Origin of the sequence: Gordonia sp. C13 (assembly GCF_023218005.1) — a bacterium.
GTDB classification, from domain to species: Bacteria; Actinomycetota; Actinomycetes; order Mycobacteriales; family Mycobacteriaceae; genus Gordonia; species Gordonia namibiensis.
The window spans coordinates 51,215-63,952 of record NZ_JALPSY010000020.1; the positions used below are offsets into that span (position 1 = coordinate 51,215).

The 12,738-nt window shown below is 64.3% G+C and carries 10 protein-coding genes; 8 read left to right on the top strand and 2 right to left on the bottom strand.

The window, feature by feature from the left end; translation table 11 throughout:
* Window positions 1-87: 87 nt before the first annotated feature.
* Genes gcvP through M1L58_RS15770 form a run of 5 tightly spaced genes read left to right on the top strand, consistent with a single transcriptional unit; the run spans window position 88 to window position 7,190 of the window.
* Window positions 88-2,985, top strand: a complete 2,898-nt coding sequence (gene gcvP, locus M1L58_RS15750) for an aminomethyl-transferring glycine dehydrogenase (RefSeq protein WP_248659605.1) — start codon at window positions 88-90, stop codon at window positions 2,983-2,985.
* Window positions 2,982-4,097, top strand: coding sequence for a glycine cleavage system aminomethyltransferase GcvT (gene gcvT, locus M1L58_RS15755; RefSeq protein ID WP_248659606.1), 1,116 nt, complete (start codon window positions 2,982-2,984; stop codon window positions 4,095-4,097). The genes gcvP and gcvT overlap by 4 nt, the downstream gene beginning before the upstream one ends.
* 27 nt (window positions 4,098-4,124) lie before the next feature.
* Window positions 4,125-4,529, top strand: coding sequence for a glycine cleavage system protein GcvH (gcvH, locus tag M1L58_RS15760; protein WP_248659607.1), 405 nt, complete (start codon window positions 4,125-4,127; stop codon window positions 4,527-4,529).
* Window positions 4,529-5,797 carry a serine hydroxymethyltransferase gene (gene glyA, locus M1L58_RS15765; RefSeq protein WP_248659639.1) on the top strand — a complete coding sequence of 423 codons (1,269 nt, stop codon included), beginning with the start codon at window positions 4,529-4,531 and terminating at the stop codon, window positions 5,795-5,797. Before gcvH ends, glyA begins: the two co-directional genes overlap by 1 nt.
* Before the next feature lie 4 nt (window positions 5,798-5,801).
* The gene (locus M1L58_RS15770) at window positions 5,802-7,190 is read left to right on the top strand and encodes an L-serine ammonia-lyase (RefSeq protein WP_248659608.1); all 1,389 of its coding nucleotides are present in this window, start codon (window positions 5,802-5,804) and stop codon (window positions 7,188-7,190) included.
* Between the two features lie 50 nt (window positions 7,191-7,240).
* Here the strand turns inward: M1L58_RS15770 and pip are convergent, their stop codons facing one another.
* Window positions 7,241-8,218 carry a prolyl aminopeptidase gene (gene pip, locus M1L58_RS15775; RefSeq protein WP_248659609.1) on the bottom strand — a complete coding sequence of 326 codons (978 nt, stop codon included), beginning with the start codon at window positions 8,216-8,218 and terminating at the stop codon, window positions 7,241-7,243.
* Window positions 8,215-9,765, bottom strand: a complete 1,551-nt coding sequence (locus tag M1L58_RS15780) for a hydantoinase/oxoprolinase family protein (RefSeq protein ID WP_308221821.1) — start codon at window positions 9,763-9,765, stop codon at window positions 8,215-8,217. Before M1L58_RS15780 ends, pip begins: the two co-directional genes overlap by 4 nt.
* A 449-nt stretch (window positions 9,766-10,214) precedes the next feature.
* Here M1L58_RS15780 and M1L58_RS15785 point away from each other — a divergent pair, with 449 nt between their 5' ends.
* The 3 genes from M1L58_RS15785 to M1L58_RS15795 are packed head-to-tail and all read left to right on the top strand — an operon-like array spanning window position 10,215 to window position 12,738.
* On the top strand, window positions 10,215-11,333 hold the full coding sequence (locus M1L58_RS15785; protein ID WP_248659611.1) for a DUF917 domain-containing protein: 1,119 nt from the start codon (window positions 10,215-10,217) through the stop codon (window positions 11,331-11,333).
* A 31-nt stretch (window positions 11,334-11,364) separates the two neighbouring features.
* Window positions 11,365-12,438: a GTP 3',8-cyclase MoaA gene (moaA, locus tag M1L58_RS15790; protein WP_374112736.1), complete on the top strand. Its 1,074-nt coding sequence runs from the start codon at window positions 11,365-11,367 to the stop codon at window positions 12,436-12,438.
* A 21-nt stretch (window positions 12,439-12,459) separates the two neighbouring features.
* Entirely contained in the window at window positions 12,460-12,738 is a 279-nt protein-coding gene (locus tag M1L58_RS15795) for a MoaD/ThiS family protein (protein ID WP_248659612.1), read from the top strand.

Below are 12,738 nucleotides of genomic sequence, written 5' to 3' on the forward strand. Positions count from 1 at the left end.
CGTCAAGCTCTCAGGTAGCAGGACAGATCGGGGAGGTGTCACCCTTCGAAACCCACCTCGGTGGGCCTGCGATACCGGAGTTACCGCATGTCCCTTTCTGTAGCAGTTTCATCCGAGCTCGCCAAGCCGAACTGCTTCGTCGGTCGTCACATCGGTCCAGGCCAGTCGGCCCGTCAGCACATGCTGGACAAGCTCGGCTACGCCAGTCTCGACGACCTCATCGACGCCGCGGTGCCGTCGACCATCAGATTGCCCAGCTGCCAGAGTTTGCGGCTGCCCGCCGGCCGCTCCGAGCAGGATGTTCTCGATGCACTGCGAAAGATTGCACGCTGCAATCAAACTCATATCCAGATGATCGGTATGGGTTACCACGACACCATTACTCCACCGGTTCTGCGGCGCACTATGCTGGAATCGCCGGCCTGGTACACGGCGTACACCCCTTACCAGCCGGAGATTTCCCAGGGACGGTTGGAAGCCCTGCTGACGTTCCAGACGATGGTCTCGGAACTGACCGCGCTGCCGGTCTCCGGCGCCTCCCTACTCGATGAGGCGACTGCGGTCATGGAGGCTGTGCTGCTGATGCGGCGGGCTAACCGCAGCGCGCCGGGTAACCAGGTGATCATCGACGCCGACTGTCTTCCGCAGACCCTTAACGTCGTGCGTGGCCGAGCAGCCGCGGTGGGAATCGATGTTCTGGTCGTCGACCTGGCCCGGGCCATTCCCGAAGATGTTTGGGAGACAGGAGTATTTGGTGTTGTCACTCAGTTCCCGGGGGTCAGTGGCGCGGTCCGTGACCTGGCGCCGCTGATCGACACGGCCCACGCGCACGGCGCGCAAGTGACGGTGGCGGCCGACCTGCTGGCACTGACGCTGTTGCGTCCGCCAGGTGAATTCGGCGCCGATATCGCGGTGGGATCGACACAGCGTTTCGGGGTGCCGTTGTTCTTCGGTGGCCCGCACGCGGCATATATGGCCGTGCGCTCCGGGCTGGAGCGGATGCTGCCCGGCCGACTGGTGGGGGTGTCGATCGATGCCACGGGCCGACCGGCCTACCGTTTGGCACTGCAGACCCGCGAGCAGCACATCCGCCGGGAGAAGGCGACCAGCAACATTTGCACCGCGCAGGCGTTGCTGGCCAACGTCGCCGCGATGTATGCGGTGTATCACGGCCCACAAGGACTGCGGGACATCGCTTCCCGGGCCCATCAGATGGCGTCCTCGCTCGCTCAGAGCCTTCGCGCGCAGCGTTACGAAGTGGTGCACGAGGTGTTCTTTGACACCATCCTGGTCTGGGTTCCCGGGATGGCCCGCGCGATGGTCGACGCCGCGGACAAGGACGGCATCAACATCCGATTTGTCGATGATAGCCACGTGGGGATCGCTTGCGACGAAACAACCTCCGACGACACCCTGAGCACGCTGTTGGCGGTGTTCGGTTCCGGGCGCATCCACTCGGGCCGCGCCAGCCACCTGCCCGCTGCGGTTGTACGGCAGTCCGACTTCATGACACAACCGGTGTTCAACTCCTACGAATCCGAGACCGCGATGCTCCGGTTCTTGCGGCACCTTTCCGATAAGGACTTGGCGCTGGACCGCAGCATGATCCCGCTCGGATCGTGCACCATGAAACTCAACGCCACCGCGGAGATGGAACCGATCAGCTGGCCAGGGTTTGCCTCGTTGCACCCCTACGCCCCGGCCGCGCAGACCGCTGGCTACCGCCAACTCATCGACGACCTGAGCACCTGGCTCTGCGAGATCACCGGTTACGACCGGATATCGTTGCAGCCCAATGCCGGATCGCAGGGCGAACTGGCCGGACTGCTGGCGATCAAGGCTTATCACGAATCCCGTGGTGAGCCGGAGCGCACCGTGTGTCTGATACCGCAGTCGGCGCACGGGACCAACGCTGCCTCGGCGGTGTTGGCCGGCATGCAGGTGCGCGTGGTGGCCACCGCCGGGGATGGCAGCATTGATCTCGAGGATCTGCGCGCCAAACTGGGCAGCGACGGTAAGTCAGTCGCGGCGATCATGCTGACGTATCCGTCCACCCACGGCGTCTACGAAGAGGGCGTCATCGAGGTCTGCGACCTGGTTCATCGGGCTGGTGGCCAGGTCTATATCGACGGCGCGAACATGAATGCGCTGGTCGGTCTGGCGAAACCAGGCCAGTTCGGCGGCGACGTGTCACATCTGAATCTGCACAAGACCTTTTGCATTCCGCATGGTGGGGGCGGGCCGGGTGTCGGCCCGGTGGCAGTCCGTGCACACCTGGCGCCTTTTCTGCCCGGGGACCCGCTGGCCGACGACGGGGATTCCCAGTCGGCAGTGGCCGCCGCCCAGTACGGATCTGCCGGCATTCTTCCGATCACCTGGGCCTACCTGGCGCTGATGGGACCTGAAGGGCTGACTGACGCAACCCGCACTGCGGTGCTGTCGGCGAACTACGTCGCTGCGGCATTGTCTGACCACTACCCGACGCTCTACACGGGGCCAGGTGGTCTGGTGGCCCACGAATGCATCCTGGATCTGCGCGCACTGACCAAGGCGACGGGAGTGACCGCCGAAGACGTTGCCAAACGGCTGATCGACTATGGCTTCCACGCGCCCACGCTGTCGTTCCCGGTCAACGGCACCCTCATGGTCGAACCCACGGAAAGCGAAAACCTCGATGAACTCGATCGATTCATCGAAGCGATGATCGCTATCCGCGGCGAAATCGACGATGTGGCCGCCGGCCGCTGGGCCGTGGCGGACAGCCCGCTGCGCCAGGCACCCCACACCGCCGAGCTGCTGACCGCCGACACCTGGGAGCTGCCCTACAGCCGACAGCAAGCCGCCTACCCCGTGGACTCGCTGCGCGCCAACAAGTACTGGCCACCCACCAGGCGGATCGACGGGGTACACGGTGACCGAAATCTGGTCTGTTCGTGCCCATCACCCGAATCGTTCGCCACCACCGCAAAGGAAAGTCGCCCATGACCGCGCCGCCCACCACCGAATCGCCACTGCTTGTCGAGCATCGTGGGCTCGGAGCGACATTCACCGACTTCGCCGGCTGGCAGATGCCCGTCAAATACGGAAGTGATCTGCGTGAGCACCATTGTGTACGCCGCGCGGCCGGAGTGTTCGACATCTCCCACATGGGCGAGATCATGGCGACCGGACCCGAAGCCGCCGCGCTGCTGGATTACACCCTGGTCGGCGAATTGTCGAGTGTGGCTGTGGGGAAAGCGAAATACTCCCTGATGTGCGACTCCGACGGTGGAGTCATCGACGACTTGGTGACCTATCGGCTCGGCGAGGAACAGTTTTTGGTGGTCGCCAACGCCGCCAACACCGGCGCGGTCCTCACCGAACTGACCCGTCACGCACAGAGCCGCGACGTCGACATCGACGATCAGTCCGCAGCGACGGCACTCATCGCTGTCCAGGGGCCGGCCGCGGCGGCGATCGTGTTGGACCTGGTTCCGTCTACTCAGGCCCAGGCGGTATCACAACTGAAGTACTACGCGATCATGTCGGCCACCGTGGCTGACATCGACGTGCAACTGGCCCGCACCGGGTACACGGGGGAGGACGGCTTCGAAGTGTACGTGCCACGCGCCTCCGCAGTGGCCCTGTGGCGCGCTCTGTTGACGAGGGCTTATACCGCAGGCGGATCGCCGGCCGGGCTGGCCTGCCGCGACACCCTCCGATTGGAGGCCGGAATGCCGCTGTACGGCCACGAACTGACCCGGCAGATCAATCCCTACGAAGCGGGCCTGGGAAGAGTGGTCCGGCTGTCCAAGGAGTTCGTCGGTCACGAACGGTTGCAGTCGGTTTCGCAACAGTCACCGGCGCGGACCCTGGTCGGGCTGAGGGGGGCCGGGCGGCGCTCCGCGCGGGCCGGCTACCGCATCCATAGTGCGGGCGACGACGACGCAATCGGCGTGGTTACTTCCGGAGCACTCTCACCAACCCTGGGCTATCCGATCGCCTTGGCCTATGTCCCCGCCGGCGTGGCTGCCACGGGCACCGAAGTCCTGGTGGACATCCGCGGCACCCTCGTGCCTTTCCAGATCACCCCGTATCCCTTCTACCGGCGCCGCTGAACCACCGACCAGTCAAGGAGCACAATCATGTCCGGGCTTTCGATTCCCGCTGATCGCAGTTACACCGACGAGCACGAATGGGTCGACGTCGCACCCGGTGCGCCACTGCCACCGGAGATCCCTGTGCGTATCGGCATCACCTCGGTGGCCGTCGACGCCCTCGGCGAACTGGTGTACCTGGATTTGCCCGAGGTGGGTGCCACCATCACCGCTGGTGAACCGTGCGGTGAAGTGGAGTCAACCAAAACCGTCTCCGAGCTGTTCCCTCCGGTCAGCGGCGAAGTCACCGAAATCAACAGCGCCGCCGTCGATGACCCCAGTCTGGTCACCAGCGATCCCTACGGTCGGGGCTGGCTGTTTGCTGTGCGGCCCACCGGCATGGGGACTTTGCTCAGCGCTGCCGAGTACGCCGAGAAGAACGGGATTCGATGATGAACGTCCTTGAGGAGACACTGCACACCTTTGACCCGGAAGTGGCCGCCGCGATCGGCGGGGAACTTCGGCGTCAGCGCGACGGCCTGGAGATGATCGCCTCGGAGAATTATGCCCCCCTGGCGGTGATGCAAGCTCAAGGATCGGTGCTGACCAACAAGTACGCCGAGGGCTATCCCGGCCGGCGCTACTACGGAGGGTGTGAGTACATCGATGTCGTCGAAGAACTCGCACTCACACGGGTGAAAGCCCTTTTCGGTGCGGCGTACGCCAACGTGCAGCCGCACTCGGGCGCCCAGGCCAACGCTGCGGTGATGCACGCGCTGCTGCGTCCGGGCGACACAATCCTGGGGTTGTCACTGGACTGCGGCGGTCATCTCACCCACGGCATGCGGTTGAACTTCTCCGGAAAGCTTTACAGTGTTGCGGCCTACGGGGTGTCCGAGGAAGACCACCGCATCGACATGGAGACAGTCGCCGCTGCGGCGCGGCAGCACCGGCCGAAGCTGATCATCGGCGGCTGGTCGGCCTATCCCCGTCGATTGGACTTTGTGCGGTTCCGGGAGATCGCCGACGAGGTGGGCGCCTACCTGATGGTCGACATGGCGCACTTCGCCGGTTTGGTGGCCGCCGGGTTGCATCCCTCGCCGGTGCCGCACGCCCATGTAACGACCTCGACGACGCACAAAACCCTGGGCGGTCCACGCGGCGGTATCGTGCTCACCAACGAGTCCGACTTGGCGAAGAAGATCAACTCCGCGGTGTTTCCCGGCCAGCAGGGCGGACCGTTGGAGCACGTGATCGCCGGTAAGGCGGTCGGCTTCAAGATGGCTGCCCAGCCGGAATTCGTGGCCCGCCAACAACGGTGCCTCGATGGTGCCCGCATCATCGCGGACCGCTTGTCCGAGCCGGATGTGGCGACGGCAGGGATTTCAGTAGTCACCGGCGGTACCGATGTGCATCTGGTGCTGGTGGATCTGAGAGATGCTGCCATCGACGGACAGCAGGGCGAAGACCGCTTGGCTGCGGTGGGAATCACGGTCAACCGCAATGCCGTTCCGTTCGATCCGCGTCCCCCCATGGTGACCTCTGGTTTACGGATCGGTACCCCCGCGTTGGCAGCCCGCGGATTCACCACCGACGATTTCCGAGAGGTAGCCGAGGTGATCGCCGAAGTCCTGACCGCACCCGCGAACTCCGACACTGCGGACCTGGCGGGTCGAATCGAGACCCTGGCTGCCAAGCACCCTCTGTATTCCGGGGTTTGAGCACATGACCATAAGCGTGTTCGAACTCTTCTCCGTCGGCATCGGCCCCTCCAGCTCGCACACCGTTGGCCCGATGCGCGCCGGCGCGCGGTTCGCCGCCGAGTTGGCCGAGTGCGCCTTGGTGACCGACACCCGCGAGGTGCGAGTGGAACTGTTCGGCTCGCTGGCGGCCACCGGCGCTGGGCACGGAACGTTCCCGGCCATCCTTCTCGGACTGGAAGGGCTGTGGCCGGATGCACTGGACCCCGATCACGCACAAAAACGGACTGCCGAAATGCGGGACACCGGTATGATCCGGCTTGCGGGCTCCAGTCTGATCCCGTTGCGGGAGGGAGATTTCCACCTTCGTCCCGACATCGTGAAGCCGCAACACCCGAACGCGATGACGCTGACCGCCTGTGCCGCGGACCGGCGGGTTCTGCACACCGAGACCTATTACTCGGTGGGCGGCGGGTTCATCCTCGCCGACTCCGCAGCCGATACCGCGAACCGCAGCGGCCTGCTCGATGCGCCATGGTCGTTTCACAGTGCCGCCGACCTGCTTGCCCTGGCTGATGCGCACGGCATCGCCATCAGCGACGTGATGCTGCGGTTCGAACGGGAGATTCGAACGGTTGATCAGATCTATCAGCAGCTCTGGCACCTGCGGGACGTGATGGTGGCGTGTGCCGAACGCGGTATTACCCAAACCGGTTATTTGCCAGGAAATCTCGGCGTACCACGGCGTGCGCACGGCTGGTATGAGAGGCTGGCCGCCGAAGACCCCGGTCGTAACCCCGCCTTCGCCGAGGACTGGGTCAATCTCATTGCTCTGGCGGTGAACGAGGAGAACGCCTCCGGTGGACGCATCGTCACAGCGCCTACCAATGGGGCCGCCGGAATCATCCCCGCGGTGCTGCATTACGCGAAGAACTACACCCCGGCAGGAAAAGCCGATCCCGACGACGTTGCGGTCCGGTTTCTGCTCACCGCCGGGGCGATCGGGTCCCTCTACAAGGAGCGTGCATCCATTTCCGGTGCCGAGGTGGGTTGTCAGGGCGAAGTCGGGTCCGCGGCCTCCATGGCGGCAGGCGGTCTGGCCGAGATCCTCGGTGGCACCCCGGCCCAAGTCGAGAACGCCGCTGAGATCGCGATGGAACACAGCCTTGGGCTCACCTGCGACCCGATCGGCGGGTTGGTGCAGATTCCCTGCATCGAACGCAACGCCATCTCGGCCGGCAAGGCCATCAACGCCGCACGGATGGCTCTGCGTGGTGATGGCACCCACCGGGTTTCGCTGGACCAGGTCATCGACACCATGCGCACCACGGGCTTGGATATGAGCAGCAAGTACAAAGAGACCGCCACCGGCGGGCTCGCCACGAGCGTCCCCGTCAGCGTGGTCGAGTGCTGACCGGGATCGACTCGAGTGCGCCGAGTCAATCCCACTCGTCTGTTGGCCACTCAGTCGGCGAAGCGATCCGTCGCACCGACGAGTGCCCGGCGAATCCCCGTCTCATTCATCGAATGCCCGGCATCATCGACCACGATCAGCTCCGAATGAGGCAGCTGGGCATGCAGGTCGAACGCATTGCCGATGGGGCACACGACATCGTAGCGACCATGGACAATCGTGCTCGGGATGCCCTTGAGCGCACCGGCATGTTCGAGTAGTTGGTTGGGGGACAGGAACGCGGCGTGCCGAAAATAGTGGTTCTCGATGCGCGCGAAAGCGATTGCGTTCCGTGGATCGATGGCTGCTGCAACGTGTGCGGGGTCGGGCAACAGCGTGCTGGTGAGCGCTTCCCACCGGGTCCAGGCGATCGCCGCATCGGTCGCAGCCACCCGGTCCGGCCCCTCGAGCAGCTCGTGATACTGCGCGATTGCGGTCTGTACTGGGCGATTCGGGTCGAGCTGCGCGCAATAATCACGCCAGTAGTCCGGGAACAAAAGGTTGGCCCCGCCGCCGCCGTAGAACCAATACAGTTCGTGCGGCCGAATCAAGAAGATTCCGCGTAGCACCAGAGCACGGACTCTCTCGGGATACTGCTGCGCGTAGGCCAGGGCAAGAGTAGATCCCCATGAGCCTCCGAAGACCAACCAGGATTGAACCTTCAGTGTGGTCCGAAGCAGTTCGAGATCGGCCACCAACGCCCAGGTGTTGTTGCCGCTGAGGCTTGCCCAGTCGCCGGCATGCGGATGTGAACGTCCGCAACCGCGTTGGTCCATCTGAATGATCCGGTATCGGTCGGGATCGAAGTACCGGCGATAGTGTGGCTGAGACCCTCCGCCAGGACCGCCGTGCAGCACGACGGCCGGCATACCGTCAGGATTTCCGCTTTCCTCCCAATAGATCGACTGGCTCTCAGTCTCCAGGAAGCCAGTAGCATTGGCCTCTATCTGGGCATACCAGTCGGCCGTGGGCCGTTGGCTGGTAGTCACAGGCCGGCGTGAACTCGGGCGTCGCCGATCGCCTTGATTCGCAAGCGGGTGGCGTTGCCGGGGAGGTAAGCAAGGGGAACCTCATCAACTTCGACGATGCGCACGGATCGTGGGTCGGCACCGGCCCGCACGGCACTGTCGACCGCCTCGTTCTTCGCCTCGTCGATCACCGAATCCCGGGTGCCCGCAGTGATTGAGCACATCCTGTCGACCTCACCGCCGATTTGAGCGGTGGCAGCGCCGATGGCGTTCGCGACCTCTGAATGGGCGGGGCGCGCAACCTTACTGACGCCGGGGATCATATCGGGGACCAAGAAGCTGCCGCCACCGACGGCCACTAGTGGCAGCGGCTGCGAATCAGTTCGTAGGCGGTCGAGGGCATCGGCCATCCGGGACCGAATGTGATCGAAGACGACATCGGTGAAATCTGTCCGGATGTGCTTGACCAGAGAAGGGTCGCCCAGACTGATCAGGCCGCGCGCGGTGGCGATATCGGAGGCGGTTCGGGTTGACCCGCCGAAAACGAGTGCCTTGCGGGTCAATTCGTATCCCACACTTGCCGGGCCGACCTCACCGGTGTCGCTGACGCGGCTACCGCCTCCGATGCCGATTGCGATGACATCGGGCATCCGGAAGTTGGTGCGAACACCACTGACATCAACCGCGGTGGATGCCTCGCGCGGGAAGCCGTTGTGGATAATTCCGAAATCACTTGTGGTTCCGCCCACATCGACGACGCCACATTCCTCGAGGCCGGACAGGAACGCTGCGCCGCGCATTGAGTTGGTCGGCCCGGAGGCGAAGGTCAGCACTGGAAAGCTGGCGGCCCGGTCGACGGTCATCAGGGTGCCGTCGTTCTGGCTGAGGAACAGCGGTGCCGAGACTCCGGCCGCGGTGACCGCGGTCTGTAACCCTTCGCAAATGCTGATCGCGAGGTCGGCCAGTGCCGCATTGATGGCGGTGGCATTCTCCCGCTCGAGTAGCCCGATTCGTCCGACTTCGTGAGACATTGTCACGCGCGCGTGCGGGAGGGTATCCAGGATGATCTGGCGTGCCGCGAGCTCGGAATCCTGGCTGACCGGGGAGTAGACACTGGACAGGGCAAACGATGAAATACCCTGCTGCGCAGCGCACTCGGCGGCAGCACGGATCTCGTCCGGGCGCACCTTGCTGATCGGCCGGCCGTCGATCTCGTGTCCACCGTGGCAAAGGAACGTTGCCGCGCGCATCGCGTTGGTGAGCTGCTCGGGCCATCCGGACAGCGGCGGGACGCCTGAGGTGGCGGGCAAGCCCAGGCGAACGACCGCGGTTCCAGCCAGGCTGTTCGCTTCGACTAGTGCGTTGATGAAGTGTGTGGTGCCGATCACCACCGAGTCGATGGGTTCGGATGCGGCGGAGGTATCGCTGAGGAGCTTGCGAATTGCGCTCGCGATGCCATCGGTGACGTGTTCCGCGGTGGGAACCTTGCAGGAGCCGACAATCCGAGAGCCGTCCATGAGGACCGCATCGGTGTTGGTTCCGCCCACATCGATTCCGATTCTGATGATGAACCTCCAATGGCGTTCTGCTGCGCGGTGGTGGTGAAACCCGCGTTCCGGCCGATGGTAGGTCCAGTGGGATTGCCAACTCCTAGGCAATGCGCACAAGAATCTGGTGAGCGTAGGAGGATTTGCACGGGTCTCCTGGTGCCGGACGGTTTTCGTCGAATTCTCCCGATCCGATGTGGGCGGAGTGCACGGACTCGGTTCAGGCAAGGACCGCGGCATTTCCCGCGCCGCGCTGTGATTGTGCAACAGGCACAGAGTCACCGGTAAAGCTGTGCTGGTATTCCAAAATACATTCCGACATCGGCTCTAGGGTGGGTTCATGTGAGTGCGGTGGATGGCCCCGTCCACGACGTCATCGAGGACGACTCACAGTGGCGGCGCGGGGCTTCAGTTACCGGCGCCCGCATTGCTGGTGACTCGTACAGGCAGACCCGGATTGGACTCGATCAATGCAGCAGCTCTCCATGGTGGACATCGACAACATCGCACACGGGGCGGGCATTCTAGGCACCGGTGGTGGCGGCGATCCCTACATCGGCCGGATGCTACTGGCCGAAGAGTACCGACGCGGATCGGTCGCCACGCTGATGGACCCAGATGAAGTTGCCGACGACGACCTGGTGGTGGCGAGTGCCTTCATGGGCGCCCCGTCGGTGGTGATGGAGCGTATTCCGAGCGGCGACGAGGCGGTCGAGGCATTACGCGTGTTGGAGCGGCACCTGGGTCGAACGGTGACCGCGATTGTTCCGATGGAATGCGGCGGTCTCAATTCGATGATCCCGCTGCTGGTCGCCGCCAAGACGGGCATTCCGATCGTCGACGCTGATGGTATGGGACGGGCATTCCCGGAACTACAGATGGAAACCTTTGGGGTGTATGGAGTTTCGGGGTCCCCGATCGCGATCTGTGATGACCGCGGCCACAGCGTCCTCGTCGATACGGGCGCCGATAATCTCAGCATGGAACGCCACGCTCGCGGGGTGGCGATCCGGATGGGTGGTGTGGCCTACATCGCCGAGTACCCGATGTCGGGAAGTGACCTCAAACGCACCGCCATCCCACGCACATTGACGCTGGCACGTTCCCTCGGCAAGGCGGTGACCCAGGCGAAATCTTCCGGACGGTCTCCGCTGCAGGCGGTTATCGACTCTTGCACGACGTCGATCTACGGGCACGCACGGCTGCTGCTCGAGGGCAAGGTGGTGGATGTGGCGCGAGCCACCAGCGGCGGGTTTGTACGGGGCACCGCCGAAATCCGGGCTTTCGACGACTCACGCTCGGTGGAGCTCAGCTTCCAGAACGAGCATCTGATCGCCAAGGAGGGCGACACGGTGCTGGCCATTGTGCCGGACCTGATCTCGGTCCTCGACACCGAGACCGGACTGGCGATCAACACCGAGAGTCTACGGTTCGGGCAGCGTGTGCAGGTGATCGGGATCGCGACACCTTCGATCATGCGCACGCCGGAAGCCCTGGACGTTTTTGGGCCCAGCGCATTCGGCGTCGAAGAACCCTGGGTCCCGCTGGAGAACATCCTGGTGGCCGGCGCGGTGCACCGTGACGCCTAATTCGGTCCGGGTCGGGCCAGCTCCACAGGGTCTGGCCGTGACTGCACTGGGCATACCGGCGATTCGCCAACTGAGCCCACCCGCGTCCGGGCCGGCGGCGCGGACCCGACCCAGAGTGCCCTACCTGTTGGATCAGCACGGCCGGGTGGCCCGGGACCTGCGGGTCTCGTTGACCGAGCGGTGCTCACTACGGTGCACCTACTGTATGCCGGAGGAGGGCCTCCCGGCGATCACCAAGAACAAGCTGTTGACCGCCGACGAGGTGATTCGGCTGGTGTCGATCGCGGTGCAGACACTGGGCGTGTCGGAGGTCCGCTTCACCGGGGGCGAACCGCTGATCCGGCGCGATCTCGAGGACATCATCGCCGGGTGTGTCGAAGCGGCTCCGGGTGTGCCGCTGTCGATCACCACCAACGGTGTCGGCCTGAAACAGCGCGCGAAGACCCTCAAGAAGGCCGGGTTGACCCGGGTCAACGTCTCGCTCGATACCGTCGACCGACGTCACTTCGCCGCCCTGACCCGCCGCGACCGCCTGCCGACAGTGCTGGAGGGTATCGAGGCCGCTGTGCAGGCGGGGCTGACGCCGGTCAAGGTCAACGCGGTGCTGATGCCGGAAACTGTCGGCGGCGCAGTGGATTTGCTGCAGTGGTGTGTCGACCGCGGGCTACAGCTGCGGTTCATCGAGCAAATGCCACTCGACCACGACCGGGGCTGGCAGAAGTCGGAGATGGTGGATGCCGAGACGCTGCTGGCGGCGCTCTCGGCCCGATTCACTTTGCACGAAATGGGACGCACCGACCCGTCGGTGCCGGCCGAGGAATGGTTGATCGACGGCGGCCCGGCCACGGTCGGGATCATTGCCTCGGTAACCCGGTCGTTTTGTGAGGACTGCGATCGCACGCGGATCACCGCCGAAGGCACCGTGCGATCGTGTCTGTTCAGCGACGCCGAGACGGATCTGCGTGCCACCCTGCGCGGCGGGGGCACCGACGCGCAGATTGCCGAGCTGTGGCGCGCCGCCATGTGGGACAAGTCGGCCGGGCACGGGATTGACTCAGAGGGATTCGCCCCACCGGTCCGCTCGATGGGAGCGATCGGTGGTTGACACCGGGAAAGGGTTGTTCCGATGAATCGCGTATCAACGGAAACTACTGTGGTACGGCAGGTCATAGTCAGATACTTCGCGGCGGCCGCAGACGTGGCCGGCTGCTCACAGGAACTGATCACGCTGCCGCACGGGTCAGTGATCGATGACCTGCGACGTGAACTCCTCAGTCGCCACGGCCCGAGAATGGCGGCAATGCTCACCGTCGCCGCGTTCCTGGTGGACGATGAACTAACCAGAGATGGCACCGCCGCCGTGAGCGGCGAAGTCGACATCATGCCGCCATTTGCGGGCGGCTGA

Bases quoted from the DNA above. Each gene is read 5' to 3' on its own strand.
- gcvP (WP_248659605.1), top strand. From the start codon at position 88: ATGTCCCTTTCTGTAGCAGTTTCATCCGAGCTCGCCAAGCCGAACTGC.
- gcvT (WP_248659606.1), top strand. From the start codon at position 2,982: ATGACCGCGCCGCCCACCACCGAATCGCCACTGCTTGTCGAGCATCGT.
- gcvH (WP_248659607.1), top strand. From the start codon at position 4,125: ATGTCCGGGCTTTCGATTCCCGCTGATCGCAGTTACACCGACGAGCAC.
- glyA (WP_248659639.1), top strand. From the start codon at position 4,529: ATGAACGTCCTTGAGGAGACACTGCACACCTTTGACCCGGAAGTGGCC.
- M1L58_RS15770 (WP_248659608.1), top strand. From the start codon at position 5,802: ATGACCATAAGCGTGTTCGAACTCTTCTCCGTCGGCATCGGCCCCTCC.
- M1L58_RS15785 (WP_248659611.1), top strand. From the start codon at position 10,215: ATGCAGCAGCTCTCCATGGTGGACATCGACAACATCGCACACGGGGCG.
- M1L58_RS15795 (WP_248659612.1), top strand. From the start codon at position 12,460: ATGAATCGCGTATCAACGGAAACTACTGTGGTACGGCAGGTCATAGTC.